The organism is Streptomyces sp. NPDC002156, assembly GCF_053593675.1.
The window spans coordinates 1-19,517 of sequence record NZ_JBSFDA010000186.1 but is presented as its reverse complement, the minus strand read 5'-3'; the positions used below and the strand labels follow the sequence as shown (position 1 = coordinate 19,517).

Annotated in this window: 17 protein-coding genes and 2 pseudogenes; 7 read left to right on the top strand and 12 right to left on the bottom strand. The window is 68.6% G+C overall.

Translation table 11 applies throughout. The annotated features are described in order from the left end of the window. Positions 1-354: 354 nt before the first annotated feature. The 3 genes from ACWCRB_RS42280 to ACWCRB_RS42270 all read right to left on the bottom strand — a co-directional run bounded on the left by ACWCRB_RS42280 (position 355) and on the right by ACWCRB_RS42270 (position 2,561). Positions 355-717 carry a hypothetical protein gene (locus tag ACWCRB_RS42280; RefSeq protein ID WP_451001152.1) on the bottom strand — a complete coding sequence of 121 codons (363 nt, stop codon included), beginning with the start codon at positions 715-717 and terminating at the stop codon, positions 355-357. A gap of 546 nt (positions 718-1,263) precedes the next feature. Beyond that, entirely contained in the window at positions 1,264-1,521 is a 258-nt protein-coding gene (locus tag ACWCRB_RS42275) for a hypothetical protein (protein WP_451001151.1), read from the bottom strand. A 638-nt stretch (positions 1,522-2,159) separates the two neighbouring features. After that, complete coding sequence (locus tag ACWCRB_RS42270; RefSeq protein WP_451001154.1) at positions 2,160-2,561, bottom strand: winged helix-turn-helix transcriptional regulator; 402 nt, start codon at positions 2,559-2,561, stop codon at positions 2,160-2,162. Between the two features lie 334 nt (positions 2,562-2,895). On the opposite strand from ACWCRB_RS42270, the gene ACWCRB_RS42265 reads away from it, so the two are divergent. The 6 genes from ACWCRB_RS42265 to ACWCRB_RS42240 all read left to right on the top strand — a co-directional run bounded on the left by ACWCRB_RS42265 (position 2,896) and on the right by ACWCRB_RS42240 (position 8,661). After that, positions 2,896-4,425 (top strand): MFS transporter, encoded by a 1,530-nt coding sequence (locus ACWCRB_RS42265; protein WP_451001150.1) that lies wholly within the window; start codon positions 2,896-2,898, stop codon positions 4,423-4,425. Between the two features lie 60 nt (positions 4,426-4,485). After that, positions 4,486-4,794 carry an antibiotic biosynthesis monooxygenase family protein gene (locus ACWCRB_RS42260; RefSeq protein WP_451001149.1) on the top strand — a complete coding sequence of 103 codons (309 nt, stop codon included), beginning with the start codon at positions 4,486-4,488 and terminating at the stop codon, positions 4,792-4,794. Between the two features lie 1,059 nt (positions 4,795-5,853). After that, positions 5,854-6,615 carry an SDR family NAD(P)-dependent oxidoreductase gene (locus ACWCRB_RS42255; RefSeq protein WP_451001148.1) on the top strand — a complete coding sequence of 254 codons (762 nt, stop codon included), beginning with the start codon at positions 5,854-5,856 and terminating at the stop codon, positions 6,613-6,615. A 17-nt stretch (positions 6,616-6,632) separates the two neighbouring features. Then, positions 6,633-7,682, top strand: coding sequence for an LLM class F420-dependent oxidoreductase (locus tag ACWCRB_RS42250; RefSeq protein WP_451001147.1), 1,050 nt, complete (start codon positions 6,633-6,635; stop codon positions 7,680-7,682). A 78-nt stretch (positions 7,683-7,760) separates the two neighbouring features. Further along, positions 7,761-8,126, top strand: a complete 366-nt coding sequence (locus tag ACWCRB_RS42245; RefSeq protein ID WP_451001146.1) for a hypothetical protein — start codon at positions 7,761-7,763, stop codon at positions 8,124-8,126. Positions 8,127-8,484: 358 nt separating this feature from the next. Beyond that, a complete protein-coding gene (locus ACWCRB_RS42240) occupies positions 8,485-8,661 on the top strand; it encodes a hypothetical protein (RefSeq protein ID WP_451001145.1) in 177 nt (58 codons plus the stop codon). Positions 8,662-8,894: 233 nt separating this feature from the next. On the opposite strand, the gene ACWCRB_RS42235 is transcribed toward ACWCRB_RS42240, so the two are convergent. The 4 genes from ACWCRB_RS42235 to ACWCRB_RS42220 all read right to left on the bottom strand — a co-directional run bounded on the left by ACWCRB_RS42235 (position 8,895) and on the right by ACWCRB_RS42220 (position 12,659). Next, positions 8,895-10,145 (bottom strand): cytochrome P450, encoded by a 1,251-nt coding sequence (locus ACWCRB_RS42235; protein ID WP_451001144.1) that lies wholly within the window; start codon positions 10,143-10,145, stop codon positions 8,895-8,897. A gap of 98 nt (positions 10,146-10,243) precedes the next feature. Continuing rightward, entirely contained in the window at positions 10,244-10,849 is a 606-nt protein-coding gene (locus tag ACWCRB_RS42230) for a hypothetical protein (protein WP_451001143.1), read from the bottom strand. Positions 10,850-11,085: 236 nt separating this feature from the next. Next, positions 11,086-12,423 carry a cytochrome P450 gene (locus ACWCRB_RS42225; protein ID WP_451001142.1) on the bottom strand — a complete coding sequence of 446 codons (1,338 nt, stop codon included), beginning with the start codon at positions 12,421-12,423 and terminating at the stop codon, positions 11,086-11,088. 77 nt (positions 12,424-12,500) lie between these two features. Next, on the bottom strand, positions 12,501-12,659 hold the full coding sequence (locus tag ACWCRB_RS42220; RefSeq protein WP_451001141.1) for a hypothetical protein: 159 nt from the start codon (positions 12,657-12,659) through the stop codon (positions 12,501-12,503). 469 nt (positions 12,660-13,128) lie between these two features. On the opposite strand from ACWCRB_RS42220, the gene ACWCRB_RS42215 reads away from it, so the two are divergent. Further along, complete coding sequence (locus ACWCRB_RS42215) at positions 13,129-16,128, top strand: helix-turn-helix transcriptional regulator (protein ID WP_451001140.1); 3,000 nt, start codon at positions 13,129-13,131, stop codon at positions 16,126-16,128. Positions 16,129-16,215: 87 nt separating this feature from the next. Here ACWCRB_RS42215 and ACWCRB_RS42210 read toward each other — a convergent pair. The 5 genes and pseudogenes from ACWCRB_RS42210 to ACWCRB_RS42190 all read right to left on the bottom strand — a co-directional run. Continuing rightward, positions 16,216-16,360, bottom strand: a pseudogene (locus ACWCRB_RS42210) (L-histidine N(alpha)-methyltransferase); the annotation flags it as partial. A gap of 770 nt (positions 16,361-17,130) precedes the next feature. After that, complete coding sequence (locus ACWCRB_RS42205; protein ID WP_451001139.1) at positions 17,131-17,259, bottom strand: hypothetical protein; 129 nt, start codon at positions 17,257-17,259, stop codon at positions 17,131-17,133. A gap of 116 nt (positions 17,260-17,375) precedes the next feature. Continuing rightward, positions 17,376-17,678 (bottom strand): hypothetical protein, encoded by a 303-nt coding sequence (locus ACWCRB_RS42200; RefSeq protein WP_451001153.1) that lies wholly within the window; start codon positions 17,676-17,678, stop codon positions 17,376-17,378. A gap of 101 nt (positions 17,679-17,779) precedes the next feature. Then, the gene (locus tag ACWCRB_RS42195; RefSeq protein ID WP_451001138.1) at positions 17,780-18,667 is read right to left on the bottom strand and encodes a metallophosphoesterase family protein; all 888 of its coding nucleotides are present in this window, start codon (positions 18,665-18,667) and stop codon (positions 17,780-17,782) included. A 277-nt stretch (positions 18,668-18,944) separates the two neighbouring features. Continuing rightward, positions 18,945-19,517 (bottom strand): annotated as a pseudogene (locus ACWCRB_RS42190) (2-oxoacid:ferredoxin oxidoreductase subunit beta); the annotation flags it as partial.

Below are 19,517 nucleotides of genomic sequence, written 5' to 3'. Positions count from 1 at the left end.
GTCGTAGACGTAGTCCGTACGGTCGGTGAGGGTCCAGCGCTGGGCAGTGGAGTTGTTGCAGGTGTAGATCTGGAGGGCGGGGCCCGATGCCGCGTCTCCCTTGCGGAGCAAGGGAGTTGATGGATCGTCACTCCGTGACGATCGGTCGAATTGCTCCGCAATTCGCCCTACGGAATTCGCTCCGCGAATTCCTGAAAGCGCACCTGGGCCGGCGGATCCTCGTTCTGGGAACCGGCCAGATTCCCAGATATTGACTCCCATTCAAAGTGCCTCCCTTCCCCGAACAGGAATTCTTGAATTCCCTTTCTAAACCCGAATCTGACTCTCCCTCAATTCCTTTTAATTCCAATTTAATTATGCATGATGAGAGAGTCCGCCGAGCCTTTCCGGAAACCTGCGGCCCGAGCCCATGCCGAGCGCGAGGGTGGTGGTGATGGCGTCGCCGACCTCCCTGGTGAGGGTGGGCCGTTCGCCAGTCAGGCCGAGTTCCTGGGCCAGGGTGATGGCGTGCAGGTCGACGGTGGCCTCGACGAGATCGGCGAACACCGCCGTCGCCGAACGGCCCCGGATCCATGCCGTGGCCGCGACGACCGCGGCGGCGGACAGCGCCGGCCACCACCAGGCGCCAAGCAGCAGGTACAGCACGGCCCATCCGGCGAGCCCGACAGCGGCGCCGTAGGCCTCGCGAGCGGAGAGGAGTTCGGGCCCGGACCGCATCGGGCACCGTCAGCCAGAGCCGGGGCCAGGCGGCGCCGAGCTCCAGGCCGTAGGCGTCGTACACCCTCTGGTCGGCCGCGTGGAGGCGATCGCCGATCCAGGTGGGCCGCCGGGGGCGGACGAGGGCGATGGCCTCGCGCCGTTCGATGGCCCTGGCGAGTTCGGCACGGGTCCCGGCCGCCTCACACACCGTGTCGGCCCGCCGCCAGCGGTGGACGCGGCGCCGTACGAGAAGGCGCGCGGGCCAGCGGTCGCCCCGACTGGTCCACAGGCGCTCCACGACGACGGCCGACGCTCCGGCGCACAGTCCGGCCAGCGTGGCCGCCGCCAGCACACCGGCGGCCACGAGGAGGATCGCACCGGCGTTGGAGGCTCCTGGGTGGGCGGCCAACCGGTCGATGGCGGGCTGGAGTTCAGCCAGGTCCAGGGCGTGGGCGTGTCCCAATACGGCGGCGGCCACACCGGCGAGGTAGGCCACCCCGGGCAGGACGAGCAGGGCGAGCCACTTCTCGGCGGCCTTGCTGGCGAGGGCGGAGAGAAAGGTGGTCACAGCCGGGCCCGGCCATAGACGAAGGGCCGGCCAGTCATTGCGCACGCGGGGGCCTGCGGGTGCAACTCCGCGCTCGACAACCGCTCGCAGGGGTGGGCGGCGGGGCAGGTCCACCGGTGCACCACCGGGCGGCCGACGCTGTTGCCCGGCAGAGTCGGCAAGCCCTTCGCCGGCCTGGTCACGATGCCGAAGCCGGCCGCGGCCATCCGGTCGTCCAGGGTGTCCAGCCGACGCTCCAGCACGGAGCGTGCCACAGGTTCGTCTCCGCGCAGCGCCGCAAGAACAGTCCCGAAAGTTCCGCCGCGCCCGCCTCACGCGCCGCCTCCTCCAGCTCGCCCGCACCCATGAGTGTGCACACGCGACAGCACGTGGCGGCTGCCACACCGCCGGCCACCGGGAACGTGGCGATCGTCTGTGGCATCTGGGCGTCACCCTGCGCGACCTGGCCAGGCACGGCGACGGCGACACCGCCGCGGGGCGGCGCCAGGCACGGCATGTCTTCGCCGAGGCCGCGTCCGCCGCCGGACCGCCCAACGTACGGATCAAGAGCTTTCAGCACCTGGGCGCCATGGAGGCCGCCCTCGGCGACCCGCACGCCGCACTCGCCGCCTACGAAGCCGCGGTTGCCGTTGGGGTGTGCATATTTCCTCGCCCACCAGGCCATGGTTACCGGCGAGTTGACGGGAGGCGGGCAGGGCCGGGCAGGATGGCATGCGGGCGCGGCCTTCTCGATCATGCTGAGTGGTATCAACGTGATCATCGAGGGTCGCGCCCTTTGAACGTCACCCGCCCCAGCCAACCCTGTCGCGGTCTCGCTCAGCGAGCACGCATCACGCCCGCCCCCCTTACCTGGGCGAATTGTGACTGGTAGACAGGCAGTTATACGAGCGTCTCAGGACGCGGCGACTTCGACGCGTTCGTTGTCGTACGTCTCCTGCGCGGCGGCGATGAACTCGCGGTGGCGCTCGACCCATGCCCCGAGCTGTTCGAAAGCGTTCTCCAGCTCCCGGGCTACGTCACTCGCGGTGTACTCCACCTTCGGCGGCACGGTGGGATGGACGGTGCGGACGATGAGGCCGTTTCGCTCCAGCTGACGGAGCGTCACCGTCAGCATGCGGCGGCTGATGCCGGGAATGCTGCGCTCCAACTCGGTGAAGCGGATCGGGCCGCGAGCTATCGCGAGCAGGATGATCTGCACGCTCCATTTGTTGGTGACGCTGACGAAGATATCGCGGAATACGCAGGGCTCGGAGTGGATGACCTGCACTGATACATCAGAGTAACTCTGTGACACGAAAGTTCCTTCTTCCATCGTTCCTCGCAGTCGAAGAACATGTACCCGATGAGTAAGAGAAGCGATCTGCCGTCAACCAGTTCGCCTGACCAGGGTGTCTTCGCGCGCACCAGGGAACTGCACCTCCGCCTCCCATCATGATGATGGCTCCCCTCACGCGCCCGCCTCGCCTCGGGAGGCGCATCCAGGTCCGTCCAGGTGTCCGTACCCCCGCTGTGCGCGGGCATGATCACAGAAACAGAAGGACTCTCTAATGGAAGCTACCGCGACCGGGTCCCCACCGAAGGCTGGAAGCCGGGAATGGTTAGGGCTGGCTGTGCTGGCCCTGCCGACATTGCTGACATCCCTAGACACCAGTGTGCTCTTCCTCGCGCTCCCCCACATCAGCGCCGACCTGGACCCCAGCGGCACCCAGCAGCTATGGATCATCGACATCTATGCTCTGATGATCGCGGGCTTCCTGGTCACGATGGGGACGCTCGGTGACCGCATCGGCCGCCGTCTGCTGCTGCTGATCGGAGCCTCTCTCTTTGCCGTGGCCTCGGTGGCGGCCGCCTACTCCTCCAGCGCGGAGATGTTGATCGGCACCCGCGCGCTGCTCGGCATCGCCGGCGCCACTTTGATGCCGTCCACGCTCGGACTGATCCGCAACATGTTCCAGGACCCCGCGCAGCGGGCGGTGGCGATCGCGGCCTGGATGAGCACCTTCATGCTCGGCATCGCCATCGGCCCGCTGGCCGGTGGCGCGCTGCTGGACAGCTTCTGGTGGGGCTCGGTGTTCCTGCTCGGCGTGCCGGTCATGGTCGTGCTGCTCCTCACCGGGCCGTTCCTGCTGCCTGAGTTCCGCTCCGACGAGGCGGGCCGGGTGGACCTCGGCAGCGTCCTGCTGTCCCTGCTGACCACGATGCCGATCTTCTACGGCATCAAGGAACTGGCCGCAGACGGTCCGGAGCCCCTCACGCTGGGCGCACTCGTGGTCGGCGTTGTCTTCGGCGTCTTGTTCGTGATGCGGCAGAACCGGCTCGCCTCGCCGCTGCTGGACCTGTCGCCCTTCAGGAACCGCACCTTCTCCTCCGCCCTGACTGTCATGCTCATCGGCTCCGCCGTGATGGGCGGCATCACCCTCTCCATCAGCCAGTTTCTCCAGCTTGTGGAGGGGATGTCCCCCATGCGGGCCGGCCTTTGGCTGCTGCCCGCCGCCGTATCGGTGATCGTCAGCGGCATGGCCTCAGTGGGCCTGGCGCAGAAGCTGGGCGCCGGCAACGTCATCTGTGGCGGCTTGCTGTTCACCGTCACCGGCGGCCTGATGCTCTCTCAGGTGGACGGCTCCTCGGGCGTCGGCTACGTCATCACCTGCTTCTCTCTCGTCTACTTCGGCATCGGCCCGATGTCGGCGCTGACCACGGACATCGTCGTCGGCTCCGCGCCGGTGGAGAAGGCCGGGTCCGCTGCCTCGACCTCCGAGACCAGTACCCAGCTGGGTGTAGCCCTAGGCGTCGCCGGCCTGGGCAGCATCGGCTCGGTGGTGTACCGCAACGATGTCGAGGGCTCGATTCCCTCCAACGCCGTGGAGAGCGTGGCCTCGGCCGCCAACGACTCGCTCGCCGGTGCGGTCACCGCCGCCTCCCAGCTGTCCGGTGACGCGGGCGCCGTCCTCCTGGAGGGCGCCAGGTCGGCCTTTGTCAGCGGCATGGGCGCGGTTGGCCTCACTATCGGCGGCCTGGTCGCCGCGATGGTCGTCCTCACCGCGACCATGCTCCGCAAGGGCCCCAGCGGCGGCGATCAGGCCACTGGTTCCGCCGCGGAGGGCAGCGAGGCTCGGGACGCGACGGCCGAGCCCGTCCCGAGCGGCGAGAGCGTTTAGGCGCGACGCCGTACCCACACCACTCCAGTCAGCACCGAACGAAGAACAAGAGGAATTCCAGTGAATGTTGAACACGCGCTGCTCACCGTGGCAGACGACCAGAGCGAGAAGTTCGAGGAGGCCTTCAAGGCGGCTCAGGAGGTCATCGTCAAGGCCGATGGCTGCCTCTTCGTGGACCTGCTGCGCCAGACCGACAGCCGCACCAGTTACCTGCTGATCGTCGCCTGGGCCTCGCATTCCACCGCCACCGAGGGCTTCCGGGGTTCGGAGCTCTTCGCGCAGTGGAACGAGCTGCTGATGCCGTTCTTCACCACTGCACCGGAGTCCATCTACTTCGACCTGCTCTCCCACTTCCCGCCGGAGGCCTGAGCGCCCGGAGTACGTTCCCAGAACCCCGGTTCTTCGTCTCGACGAACTTCCCCCGGTCGTCGAGACGAAGAAGTACCGGTCCTTTCCGGCGGATTTTCGCAGGCCTGCGAAGATCCGCCGGAAAGGCTTCTTGGAGGCACCCCCGGCGCGAAGGCCCCGTCGATCGTCGACGATCTGGATGTTCTTCGCCACGGTGGCCTGTCCCGCTTGTTCGGCGATGTGCGCGCCCCGTCCACGCTGGGCAGCTTCCTGCGCGCCTTCACCTGGAGGCCACGTACGCCGACTGAAGTCCGCGATGCGGGCGTTCACCTGCAGTCTCGCGGCGCGCACCGGTCTGGTCCCCACGACGGACGAGGTGGTGTTCGTCGACATCGGCTCCAAGGCCAAGCAGATGTGTGACCCGCCCGACACCCGTGATCAGAATTCATGCGGTGGGATCGAGGTTCAGGGGTTGTTCTTAGGGGTGGAGCTGTCCTTAGCATCGACCGACCGGATGCGGATGGGGACATCCCCGACCCGGCACGGAGAACGGACCTGGGCAGTGCCGGGGGGGGGATGATGTCGGTGTTAGTGCGTCCGCCGCGTGGCTGGGGCAGAGGGAGGGTTTCCGTGCGGCGGCCGGCGTACGCTGCGATCCCGGGGGGGGCACGGAGGACGACGACAGCTCCGTGTGCGTCGCGGACGGCCACGCCTCCGCCTTGGAGGTGCGCCGGGAGTGCAACGGCCGCCTGACGCCGGTGGAGTTGGCCGCCACCCGTCTGGCCGCCGGGTCCGGCCATTCGTCGGCCCCGGTCACCAGCGCCGGTGCCTGCCCGCCTCCGGCGTACGGCCGTTTCCGTTGTGAGAAGACCTTCCTGCTGGGGTCGATGGCGCCGCCGCTCTGCTTTGCCGACCACGGGGCCGGCCCAGCTGCTGCCCACCGCCGTGGCCAGCGACACCTCGCATGCGGGAGTGGCCGGCATCCTCGCCGTCCCCGGCTGTTCTACCGCCGATCCGCCCCTCCGCGTCCGGCAGACCTCTCTTCTCCGTTCACACCGACGAGACCGACTAGGCGGACACGTGGAGATAGCGAACAGCGTTGTACTGATCACCGGCGGCGCCTCGGGCCTCGGCCTGGCAACGGCCCGCAGATTCGTCGCAGCGGGCTGCCGCGTGGTCATCGCCGACCTGCCTGCTTCACAAGGCTTGGCCATCGCCGGCGAGCTGGGTGAACGGGTGCGTTTCGCGCCGACCGATGTCACCCGCGAGGACGAGGTCGAAGCCGCCCTGGACGCTGCGGCCGAGCTGGGCCAGCTGCGGATCGTCGTCAACTGCGCGGGCGTCGTCAACAGCATCAAGACCACCGGCCGCAAGGGCCCCTTCCCGCTCGACGACTTCGAGAGCGTCATCCGCGTCAACCTGGTCGGCACCTTCAACGTCATCCGGCTCGCGGCGGCCCGTATGGTCGAGAGCGAAGAGACCGGCGGCGAGCGCGGTGTCATCATCACCACCGCGTCGGTTGCGGCCTTCGACGGCCAGGTCGGCCAGGCCGCCTACGCCGCCTCCAAGGGCGGTGTCGCCAGCATGACCCTGCCCGTCGCCCGCGACCTGGCCGCCCGGAAGATTCGCATCGCCTGCATCGCGCCCGGCATTTTCGACACGCCGATGGTCGCCGGGCTGCCTCCCGCCGCCGTGGAGTCGCTCCAAGCCCAGACTCAGCATCCCGCCAGGCTCGGCGACCCGGACGAGTACGCGGCGCTCGCCGAGCACATCGTGACGAACCACATGCTGAACGGCGAGGTCATCCGCCTGGACGGCGCCATCCGCATGGCGCCCCGCTGACGCAGGGAGAACCCGCAGTGCGCATCGGTATGCGACTCGAACACGCCGACGGCTTCGCCGAGTCCGTCGAGGAACTGCCCGACCTCGAACGCGCGGGCCTCGCGATCGTCTTCGTACCCGAGCTCTACAGCTTCGACGCCGTCAGCCGCCTCGGCTACATCGCGGCCCGGACTGAACGTCTTGAGCTGGCCTCGGGCATCATGCAGATCTACTCCCGCACCCCTACCCTCACCGCGATGACCGCGGCCGGACTCGACGCCGTCTCCGGCGGCCGGTTCACCTTGGGGCTGGGCGTCTCCGGCCCACAGGTCATCGAAGGGTTCCACGGCGTGCGCTACGACGCCCCGCTGGGCCGTATGCGCGAGGTCGTCGAGATCTGCCGCAAGGTCTGGCGCCGTGAGCTCCTCATCCACGACGGCAAGCACTACCAGATCCCCCTGCCCGAGGAGCGCGGCACCGGGCTCGGCAAGCCGCTGAAGCTGCTCAACCGGCCGCCGCGCGAGCGCGTGCCCATCATGATCGCCGCCACCGGGCCGAAGAACGTTGCGCTCACCGCCGAGCTCGCCGAGGTGTGGGAGCCGATCTTCTTCCACCCGGAGAAGGCGCAGGAGGTCTTCGGCGCGGCGCTCGACGCCGGGCTCGCCAAGCGCGACCCGGACCTCGGGCCGTTGCGCGTCTGCGCCGACGTCCCTGTTGCCTTCGCCGACGACGTGCCCGACGCGCTGGAGGCCGCCCGCGCCCGGCTGGCGTTCTACATCGGCGGCATGGGCGCGCGTGGCCGCAACTACTACAACGACCTGGCCGGGCGTTACGGCTACGAGGCCGAGGCCAAGCTGATCCAGGACCTGTATCTGGAGGGCCACCGGGCCGAGGCGGTTGAACGCGTGCCCACGGAACTGGCCGAGGCTGTGTGCCTGGTCGGTCCGCCGGAGCGGATCGCCGAGCGCATCGCGGCGTTCGCGGCGGCCGGCGTGGAGACTCTGTGCCTGAGTCCGGTGGGCAGGGCGGGCATCGACCGGGCCAGCCGGCTGCGCCTGGTGGAGCGGGTCGCCGAGCTGGCCGGCTGACGAAGCGACGAAGCGACGAACGGAGCGGACCACCATGCGGTCCTCTTCGCCGAGGACCACGAGGACTACCGGCAGATCGTGCGGGAGGCGGGAGTACGTGGCGCGAGGGTCGTGCCCCACTACGGGCGGTGGGAGGAGAAGGGCCTGACCGGCCGTGGCGCCTGGCGGGCGGCGGGCGGCGGGCGGCGGGCGGCGGACAAGCCGGGAATCATCGGCCCGTGTGTCCGCTGTCTGTGCACCGACGACGCCTTCCCGCGCTACGAGCAGGCTCTCAAAGCCGGCCGGCTCGACATCAGCGGAGCCCGCTGGGGGCTCGACGACGCCGAGGCCGTCCTCAAACTCCGCGCCCGTCACCTCGAAGCCTGCCGGCGGCATCACGTCGCCCCCGAACGTCACCGTCTCTACCCGTCCGGCCAGGACAGAGTGATGCTGCACGAGAAATGAAGGATCCTGGCCCTTCGGAGCCGCCCTGCGGAGGGGGGCTTCGAACCGCCTCGTGCTGCGTTGGCTGAAGACCGTCGTGGTGAGCGATGCGCGATGCGGTCGCTCGGCAGCCGAAGTACTTCGCACACCGGGTCTGGGCGAAACCGGCCATCAGATGACCAGAGCGACAAGAGCCGTATGACGGGAGACTGTTCACGTACGGATCTGTGAAAGCCCGATGGTGCGGCATGAAGGTCGAGCACTGTGTGCACCTGCGTACGACGAATCAACGGTCACCTCGTCGAACGCCCCGGAGCAAGGGTCGCCTGATGGCTCCGCGAGACGAGCGGCGTTACCTCAGGCTCCTCAGCCGGGCTGAATGCGGTGGATCGTCGGGCAGCCCGACGAGGGAGTCCAGGGACTGTTCCGAGTGGTCAAGGGCGCCTACGGCGGCGCTCCGCGCTGGGCCATGCCCACCCTGGACAACCCGTCCCGGCTCGAAGACCGGCAGCTATCAGGCGACTCCCGGGGAGCGGCACCCGTCCTATGTACGTGAGCCCGTACAGACCTCTGCGCGCGGCCACCCGTAAATTCCCGGGCGACCACTACGATCGGCGGCGTCTGCGGCCCTGCGCACGCCGGCACGATCGGCGCACGCAGAGCCAGTGCCTGAGCCGACGTCGTCCGACGCGCTCACCGCTCCAGCGCCGCTTCGGGCCCCGGCGAGGAACTGACGTACCGGCAGAAGAAGTCACACCACAACTAACGATCAGCTACTGGCGCAGGACATCAAGCGGGCTCGATGCTGAGCTCCAGGCGGCTGATCCCACGGACGTTCCCGAAGTGGTGCACGGGCTCGCTGCCCGGCGTGATCTCATAGCGGGCGACCTTGCTGTGCCACACCTCCAGCGCTGTCTGGATGGTACGGCGGGCCAGGTGTGCGCCGATGCACCGGTGCGGGCCGGTTCCGAACGCGAGGTGCCGGTTGTTGGTCCGCGTGAGGTCGAATTCCTCCGGGCTGTCGAACGCCTCCGGGTCGAGCCCGGACATGCCCCAGGGGATCTGCACCATGTCACCCTTGCGCAGTGTCTGGCCGTGCAGCTCCGTGTCCTCCGCGATCACCGTGGCCGTGGTGGCCACGCCGAACAGCCGCAGGCCCTCCTCGGTTGCGGCCGCGGCGGCCTTTGGCGACGCGGCCACCTGCCGCTGGAGTTCGGGGTTGCGAGCCAGGTGGTGGAAGGTCAGGCTCAGGGCGGCGGTCGTGGTGTCGAACGCCGCGAACAAGTTGGTGAAGGCCGCGTTGATCATCTCGTCCCGGGTGATCTCACGCCCGTCGAGGGATGCCTCGAGCAGTCGGCTGAAGACATCCCGGCGGCCTTTGTACCCTTCGGCTATGCGCAGGTCGAGCATCTCGCCGAGGAACTCCCACAGCGGGCGGGAGCCGGCGATGATCTCGTCTTGGTTCCCGGCCTTCGACCAATTGGCGCGCAGCCACCGCACGTATTCCAGCACGCGGTCCAGGTGGCTACGTTCGATTCCGAAGCTGATGAGGAACGACTCGGCCGGCAGCCGCACGGCCACCTCGGAGACGAACTCGCAACTGCCGCGCGGGATCACCGGCTCGATGGCTTCGGCGGTGGCCTTGGTAAGTTCGGCGGAAAAGTGCCGGATCGCCGCCGGATTGAACAAGTCCGACAGTGCCCTGCGCCACGCGCGGTGTTCATCGCCGTTGAGCTGGATCGGAATAGCCTTCTGCGGCAGCGGGTCGTGCGGTGGAATGGAGAAATAGGTGTTGGAGAAGATCTCGGGTTGCTTGGCCACCGACACCATGTCGGCGTAGCGCGTGAGGATCCAGTAGCCGCCCAGTTCCTCCGAGCGCGCCAGCGGGGTGTGGTCGCGCATCTCCTGCCAATAGGGTGTGGGGTCGTTCTGCAACCAGGGCTGGTAAAGGCTCCACTGGCGGATGCGCTCCTCCAGCGTGTCGGGGGCGGCCCCTTCCTGGCCCGCGTTCTCCGTCGCGGTGTCTGATTCTCCGGTCACTGCGGTGGCCTCCATTATCGCGCGGGCACGCCGACGAGTCGTGTCCTCTTCGGGAGAATGATTCAAAAAGGTTTGCCCCTACTGTCAACCCCTGTTCGTTATTGGGTCGCGCGTGTTCTGACTGGAGGTCCGAAGGAATCACCAGCCCAGGGCGATGGCAAAGTCTCCTGATCGTGAATCGGTGCAGGCCGGTTGAGGCCGAGGAGGGTCAGCGGCCGCTCGTAGGGGCGAAGGGCTGTCGTGCGGAGTCCGGCGGCGATGTTGGTGTGGCCAGCGGTGCGGAGCTGGTTGACGGCGTGGCTGCGCAAGGTGGCCATGGTCTCCGGACTGTGGCCGGTGCGGATCTTGGAGGCGTCCTCGCGGAAGGCGGTGTCCCTGACAAAGTGGGGCCTGTTCTCGACCGCCCGGTGAGCCCTCAAGATCTTCGCGATCCGCTCGGGGGACGTCTGGCGGCCGGCGGGGTCGGTGATGACGTGGACCGTCTCGCGGCTGCGTCTGCCGGACTTGGTGTCGGTGCGATGGCGTACGGCTCTGGCGGCCTGGGCGGCGTTCGGGAAGGCGACGCCGAGATCGGTGACGGTAAGGGCCTGCACAACCCGGGTCTCCCTGCGGCCGTGCCCGGTGGTGCGGTCGTAGGACTTCGCCGCAGCCTCGCCCCAGGGCAGGGTCCGCAACTGCTCGTAGAGGTTCTTCTGGTTCCGCATGGCGGCGCATCGACGCCCCGTTGCGCAAAGGGGACTTGGCGAGGTCACCTCCGCAACGGAGCTTCGTTGCGTGTGGTCGCGTGTCCATCCGGCATCCTCACACTGTCGTGACCTGCAATGCCTACGAGATCACTGCGACTTTGCAATCGCTCTGATCGGGGGACACGGGTCACCTGTCACGAGCCAACGGCGATGCCCCGGCCGTCGTGTGCCGCCGGGGCCGCCCGCTTTCCCTGTCAGGGGCGGGCTCCGAGCCGAACCGGCAGCTCGTCGATGGTTCGCATGACCATGCCCAGGGGGCGGGCCGGGTCAGCCTTGGCCAATTCGATGTCGAGACTCGTGAGGGCCTGCAGCGCGACCTGCGTGGTGAGCCTGGCGACCGGCGCTGCCACGCAGAAGTGGATGCCGTGGCCGAACCCCAGGTGGTTGACCGAGTTGTTGCGCGACAGGTCGAGGCGGTCGGGATCCTCGTACGCCTCCGGGTCCCGGTTGGCCGCGCCGAACAGCACTATCACCGGCTGGCCGGCGCCGAGCGGAACTCCGGCTACCTCGGTGGGCTCCAGCGCCGTGCGGAAGGTGCTCTGCAGCGGGGTGTCGTAGCGTGTCAACTCCTCGACCGCGGGCGCGATTTGGTCAGGGTGCTCGCGCAGCCACGCGAGTTGGTCAGGGTGGCTCAGGAGCGTGAAGGCACAGTTGGCGAACATGCCGGCGGTGGCGCCGGTCCCCGCGGACAGCAGCATCATTATCGAGATCGCCACCTCGCCCTCGTCGAGCATGTCGCCGTCCTGCTCAGCCATGACCAGCTGGCTGACCAGGTCGTCGCCCGGGTCGACCCGGCGTTCGGCCGCCAGTTCCATGCCGACTTGCATGAAGTCCGCACGCGCGTTGTCGCGGGCCTTGATCTGTTCGGGGGTGAGCAGGAAGGAGGGGTCGATGCCGGTGGCGCTGGCGCGGAAGAAACTCAGGAACCGCGCGTGGTACTTCTCCGGCACGTTCAGCAGCTCGCTGAGCATCGTGGGTGCAAGCGGGCTGATCACCGTCTTGTGGAGATCGACGATGCCATCGGCGTCACGCGCCGCCATCGCATCGTCGATCAGCTTGACCATGTACTCCGCGATTTTGGGCCGCAGCCGTGCCACCATGCGGGGCGCGAATGCCTTCGAGATCAGCCGCCGCAGCCGCGTGTGATCGGGCGGGTCCATGAACTGCAGAACCGGCCTGAGCGGCCCATCAGGATCGTTCGGGGCCTTGACCATCTGGTCGTGCATCATGGGGTTGTCACCCCACCCGAACTTGGGGCTGGTCAGCACCTGGGAAGCGGCCTTGTGGCTAAGGACGCTGGTCAGGCCCAGGGGCGACACGTACGTCGAGCCGTGTTCCTCCCGGATCTTCTGATACGTCGGATACGGGTTGTGGTGAACGACCGGGTCCAACGGGTCGAAGGGCAGCAGTTGAGGTATCTGGCTGGGATCGAATACGGGCATTTCGCTCATGTTCAAATCCTCGTCATCTCGAATTCCAAGCAATTCCCGCAGAATCTCCGGGCGAACCTCGTTAACGCTAGGTCGGGGCATCCCCCTAAAGTCAACCCCAGAAAATTTGACACCCCTTAGAAGCCGCCGGCTGCAGGCGGGCAGGGCGGTCGCGCGGGTCAGGTGACCATGCGCTGTCCGGTCGCCGTCCACAGGTCGGCGAAGTCATCGGCCCAGCACCAGAGTTGAGGCAGGCGGAGGGCGAGGCGGCGGGTCTCGCACAACGAACCGTCGTTCAGCGGTGGGTCGTTGGCAACAGCCGAGTGGTGCGCGAGCAAAGGCCGGCCCGTTCACCCCCTAGCCGCTGGACGCAAGACACCCGCGGGCAACCGTGAGCCTGCCGCGTACCGGGACACACCCACGAGGGCTGCGGCTGTCTGCGGAAACGGAAGCCGGTGCCACGGCTTCCGTTTCCGCCGCCTTCGATCCGGAAATCATCGCGGACGGCGCGTTCGCGGAGCTCAGCAGGACATTTGCGCGGTGCCGACACAGCTCACGCTCTCCTACGCCAAGGTGCAACTCAACTCCGGCCGACGATCTGCACTTTTCCGGCAAGGGCCCCTTGCCGGAAGATTTTTCGCAGCCGTAACACAGGATTGGCGTGATCGACTAAGGTGGTAGCGCCAGAAGTGTCAGATATTAATCCAGCACTAAAGTGCAATACGGGAGGAAAGCCGAGTGCAACGGACACAATCGGCGGAGGAGTAATATTTTTCGCAGGCGTGGCGCAACTCCCGCAAGGAGACCATGGCGTCACACGCTTCTCTCGTAGCGCCAGTTCGCAGTCGTTCGTCGCGCATTTATGCCGATCGCCACCATCTGACACTCCGATGGGCGGAAAATGCGCGTTTTCAACGGGGAGAATACTGCATGATGGCAACGAATACGCTGTGGAAACAGAAGAAGGCCGGGGATTTACTGGCACCGTCCGAGTGGCATGACGCCCTTGACTCACTTTTCTCGTTATACGGCGACTCCCTCGGAGGAGAAAACCGGCTCGCCGTCGTGGGCGGGCCCGTGGGCAGCGGCAAGGCCATGCTGCTGCGCACGTTCGCCGAGCAAGTGACTCGCTCGGGTGCCGTCTATCTCTCGGCCGACGCGTCCCGTTCGGAACGGAGTATTCCGTTCGGCGTGCTGGCCCAGCTCATGAGAAACCCGAAGATACCGTCCCAGATCGCGCAGCAAACAGCGGCTCTGCTCAACGAGGTTTCGCTGGCGACCGGCGGCACCTCCGCCGGCGAGGCCCGCGCCCAGCCAGACTCCGAGGTGCCGCCCCTGCTCTTCCACCGCATGTGCATGCTCCTGCTCGACCTCGCACAGTGCACCCCCGGCCCCCTCGTGATCGGCGTCAACGACGCGCAGGACGCGGACCTGGCGACGCTGCGGTGCCTGTCGTTCCTCATCCGCCAGCTGCAGCCGGGGCGCCTGCTGACCGTGCTCAACCACACCGTTCAGTCCGAGCCGCTCACCATCCTCTTCGAAGCCGAGATGCCGGCAGAACCGGTCCTGCGCCGCATCTCACTGCCGCTGCTCACTCCGCCAGGCGTGGAGGCCATGCTGGCCGAGCACTTCGGGAAGGTGACGGCGCGACGGCTGGTCGCCGACGCGTTCGCCGTCAGCGGCGGCAATCCACTCCTGGTCAACAGCCTCATCGAGGACAACCGCACAGCGGGCGGGGACGGGCCGTCGGTGCTGACCGTCGGCCCCTCGTTCGGCCAGGCCCTGCTCAGCTGCATCTATCGGTGCGGCCAGGCCGCACTCGAAGTCGCCCGGGAAATCGCGGTACTGGGCGACTCGGCGAACCTGGCACTGTTCAGCTGCCTGGTCGGCATGGACACCAACTCCGTGCAGCGGACCATCCGGGCGCTCGACGAGACCGGCGTGCTGACCAACGGGCGCTTCCGCCATTCGGAGGCCAGGGCTGTGGTTCTCGCCAGCCTGACTGCGGAGGACCGGGCGAACCGGCACACCAGGGTGGCCGACGCACTGTTCCGAACCGGTGCCTCGACCGCTGTGGTCGCCAAGCATCTGCTGGCCGCCGAGCGCACCCCGCCCTGCGGCGTGCCCCTGCTGCGTTCCGCGGCGGAACAGGCCCTGGCGGACGGCGACGCCGATCTCGCGCTGAGCTTCCTGCGGCTGGCGTACCTGGGGGTCTCGGTCCCCGACGAGCAGGCCGCGACCGTGGCAATGATCGTACGTGTCGAGTGGCGGTCCGATCCGCACCTGACCACCCGCCACCTACCCGATCTGATCGACGCGGCCCGCCACGGGTACCTGATGGGTTCCCAGGTGTCGTCGCTTGTCCGGTCCATGCTCTGGTTCGGGCAGGCCGAGCAGGTCCGTGGACTGCTGACGGAGGTCGCCGGCAACCCGGACATGCGCACCCCGAGCACCACCGCGTACCTGGAAGCCTCTCGTCTCTGGCTGCACTCCGCCTTCCCCGGCACGACCGGACAGCAGGCCGCGGGCGACCCGGACGGCACCGGCGAGGACGCGCCGAGCGCCGTCCCGGTGAGCGTCAGCCCCTCGCTTGAGGTGGCCGCGCTGCTGCATCAGCTGACAACGCAAGGGCCGACCGCTGCGCTGGTCGACCGGGCGGCACAGCAGCTGCGGGCGCACCGCCTGGGCGAGCGCTCGGTGTCCTGCCTCGTCGTCGCGCTGCTGGTACTGATCGTCAGTGACCGGCTGAGCACCGCGGAGCAGTGGTGCGAGTCTCTGTGCGAACAGGACGAGGCGGCGAACGCGCCCACCTGGCATGGCCTGTTCGCCGCCATGCGCGCGGAGATCTACCTGCGTCGCGGCAACATGCTGATGGCCAAGCGCTACGCGCACATCGCCCTGACCGTGCTGCCGGCGCGCAGCTGGGGGGTCGCGGTCGGCCTCCCCCTGAGCATCCTGATCCAGGCGAACGCGGCTCTCGGCAAGTGCGACGAGGCGCGCCGGTACCTGGAGATACCGGTGCCCGACGCCATGTTCGAAACCCCTGTGGGCCTGCGCTACCTGCAGGCCCGCAGTCGTTATCACCTCGCGGACGGGCAGTTCCACTCGGCGCTGGAAGGCTTCCTGGCGATCGGCGAACTGGCTGGTCGCTGGGGAATGGACCTGCCCTTGCTACTGCCCTGGCGTACCGACGCGGCGCAAGCGTGCCTGGCGCTCGGGCTCGAGCAGCGGTCCTGGGACCTGGCGACGGAACAGCTGGCCCGCTGCGTGAACTCCCCGTCCGCCCGCATCAAGGCTGTCACGCTTCGGGTACTGGCCGCCTCCAGCGGGCCGGCCGAGCGGTCCAAGCTGCTGCGGCAGGCGTCCGAGGTGCTCCAGCAGTGCGGCGACCGCCGGCAGCTGGCACACCCGCAGTACGACCTCGGCTGGTTGCGGCAGGTGTTTGCGGAGGGTTCCGCCGTCGAGGCGGCGGAACCCTCCTGCGCCGTGGAGGGCGCGGTCGTGGAGCAGGTGCCGCTGGAGGCCTGCATGGCGGACGGGGCCGAGGGGGCCCGTCCGGCCGTGCTCAGCGCGGCCGAGCTGCGGGTGGCCTCGATGGCGGCCCACGGCTTCACCAACCGCGAGATCGCCGGGAAGCTCTACGTCACGATCAGCACGGTGGAACAGCATCTGACCCGGATCTACCGGAAGCTCCGGGTCAAACGGTCTGAGCTGCCTCAGGCGCTGCCTCGCACCACCTACCGGGCGTCCGAGCGCAGCGCGGTGCGGTCAGGCCGCGTGCCGGACCGCACCGCACAGCCGACGTAATTCCGCGGATACTTCCCCTACGCATTCTCGATATTTCGCGCACACACCGAGCAATCTGCCGGACCACCGCGAAGCCGGCGGGGCGGGTTCGCCTGTCAGGCCCGTACGGCGGAACTTGGCCGAGATCTTCGGTGCGCAGCTCTTCCCCCTCGGCAAAGTCGAGGGGGAAGAGCTGCGCTGGGATTTTGACGGTCTGGGCGGTCCTGGCCACCAGCCGCATCTCGATGCGCTCCCCGGCGAGTTCCGCACCTGCGGGGCGGCCGTCATGGACAACCGCCGCGCGGCAGAGATCTTCTGCTGGCCGTGCACTGCAGCCCACGGTTTGAGCCCGTCCCCGCTGGTGCGGTGCGGTGCGGTGCGCCTGGTCTACCACCAGATCCCACACGCCGAGGCCGGCCGTGTGCACCCGCCGCAGGACGCCCCGGCCCACCGACGCGTACGTCGCGAACACCGTGACCGTGTGCAAGCCCCGCACCCACGCCACCGGTTCGCCCACATCCCACTCGTTGAGCACTGCGACCAACACGGTGGCCTCGTAGCGGACGGCGAGTTCGCCGTATCTCGTGGTCACGGCCCGGTGGCGCTTGAGGCGGTTGATCCCCGCATTCGACGGCATGGCGTTCGCGGTGGTCGGAGTACGCCTTGTCGGCCCGCACCAGGTCCGGCCGCCTGCGGGGAATCGCCCGGCCGACCGGCTGTGATCACCACGGACAGAGCCTTCTGTCCCTGCTCGACGGCGAGGTGGATCCTGGTCGTCAGTCCGCCCCGGGAACGTCCGAGACCGTGGCCGCCGGCTCGGCGGCAAGTGCCGCCGGGCGGCGCCTGCTGTCCCCGAGACGGACCGGTATCAGCACCCATGAGGGCTGGGGCTGTCAAGACGCGTAATGCCCCGGCCCGGAACGTGCCGAGAGGCCGTCCGGCCCGACGTCCCGTCGCTGATGCGGTAGTTGGGGGCAAAGCCGACTGTCTCGCAGCACCCGGGACGTACTCGTGCCCCCCGGGTCAGTCCACGCCCCGCCAGATGTGCGGCTCGGCATTGCCGTCGTCGGGCTCTCCCGCCAGCAGGGGCTGGCCGGCTGGATGCCGGTCCTCGCCCGGCTCGCTCTGTTTCCCGCTGTCCTGAGGTTCCATGGCGGTCACTCCTCTCACGCTGCGATGGCAGTGATCAGCAAGCCTTTGTCGGCCGGCCGGCTGCCCTCCGGGCGGGGAGCCGGCTGAACAGCGCCCGGTCCCAGCGCACTTGGGGCCTACGGGCGGGCAGTTGCCGTACGAGCCGCAGTTCGGAGGGGAACGCGACGGATTCCCGTACCCCCTGTGGAAGCGGCCTGTCGGGTTCGGCGTCGATGCCGAGGAACTCCAGGTCGGCGGTGCGGGCGATGGCCGCGGCACGGTAGCCGGCGGCAGTGGGTGAGACTGCCGAGCAGCGTCGCGGGCCAGTGGGGAGCCCCGTGCCGGTCCGGGAGGATCGGCACGGGCTGCAGGCCGAGCGCGGCCAGGGCCTCGCGGGCGCACCGCCGTACGGTGGCGAACTCGTGCCGGCGCGATGGCACCGCCCGTTCGGCGAGCCGGACCCCCTGCGGATACAGGCCCGTGGCCGGTGGGTCCTGGAAGGCCTCGGCGACCGCCACCCCCCGCGGAAGTATGCGCTCGATCACGTCGCCGACCCCCGCGCGGAGAGATCCGTCGGCAGTATGCGACGCAGCGCCGGATCGGGGTGGCCCAGGCGGCTCCACTCACTGGGATAGCCCACCGACACCTCTTCGAAGCGCACCCCGCCGTGCCATGTGGTGCGCGGGATGTGCAGGTGCCCGTAGACCACGGCACTCACGTGAAAGCGCCGGTGCCAGTCGGCGGTCGCCTCGGTGCCGCACCACTGGGCGAACTCGGGGTGGCGCAGGATCCGGGTCGGCTCGCGCACCAGCGGGTAGTGGTTGACCAGGACCGTGGGCAACTCCGGGTCGCAGGCCGCGAGGCGGCGTTCGCTCTCCTCGACCCGCGCCCGGCACCAGGCCTCCCGGCTCGGGTAGGGGTCGGGGTGGAGGAAGAACTCGTCCGTGCAGACCACGCCGCGTTCCTCGGCCACGGCCAGCGACTCGGCCTTGGTACGGGTGCCCGGGGTCAGGAAGCTGTAGTCGTACAGGACGAACAGGGGGGCTATTGTCACCGGACCGCCGGGGCCGTCCCAGACGGCGTAGGGGTCCTCGGGGGTCAGCACGCCGAGGCTTCGGCACAGTTCCACGAGCTGCTCGTAGCGCCACTGCCCGCGCAACTGCAGCGGGTCCTTGTCCACCGTCCACAGCTCATGGTTGCCGGGGGCCCACACGACCCGGGCGAATCTCCCGCTGAGCTCGGTCAGCGCCCAGGCGATGTCGTCGTACAGTTCGCCCACGTCGCCGGCGACCAGCAGCCAGTCGTCGTCGGACTGCGGCCGGAGCTTCTGCGTGATCTCGCGATTCTGCGGATGACTGACGTGGAGGTCGCTGATCCCCCACAGGGTTCCCCTGCCCACTGGTTCCTCTTTCGTCAGCCGACTGGACATACTGCGGGGCCGAGCGCAGTGCCGAGCGGACCCGTTGGGACGCTACGCGGCACCCTCGTCGTGGCCAACCCTTGTCCGTGGGCCCCTATTCGGTCCGCCCGGGAGATTAGGGGTCACGCCCGACGTCACGGCCCCGCCGCGGAGTCGGGGGCGTCCGGGGACCGGCCCAGAGCCTGCATTCTGCGTATGTGGTCGGACACGGCGGGCCTGCTGCTCGGCGGCCGCATGACCGCGTACGACGCCACGGGCCTGTCGGGTCCTGCGCTGTGACGGCATGTCAGCCGGTGACGGTCCAGGTGTCGCTGCCGGCGAGCAGTGCGCCGAGGTCGCCCTTGCCGTTCTGGACGATCGCGGTGTCGAGCTGCTCGGCCATCTGTGTGTCGTACACGGGCCGGTCGACCGAGCGGAAGACGCCGATGGGCGTGTGGTGCAGGGTGTCCGGGTCGGCGAGCCGGGAGAGCGCGAACGCCGTGGTCGGCGACGCGGAGTGCGCGTCGTGCACGAGCACGTCGCCCTTGTTCTCCTCCGTGACAGCGACGACCTTCAGGTCGCCGGTGGCCCGGTCCCGTACGACACCCTTGGCGCCCTCGGTGCCGAAGCGGATCGGCCGGCCGTGCTCCAGCCGGATCACCGCCTCCTCGGCCTGCTGCCTGTCCTTGAGGACCTCGAAGGCGCCGTCGTTGAAGATGTTGCAGTTCTGGTAGATCTCGACGAGCGCGGTACCGGGGTGGGCGGCGGCCTCGCGCAGCACGCCGGTGAGGTGCCTGCGGTCGGAGTCGACGGTCCGGGCGACGAAGGACGCCTCGGCGCCGATCGCCAGCGACACCGGGTTGAAGGGCGCGTCCAGCGA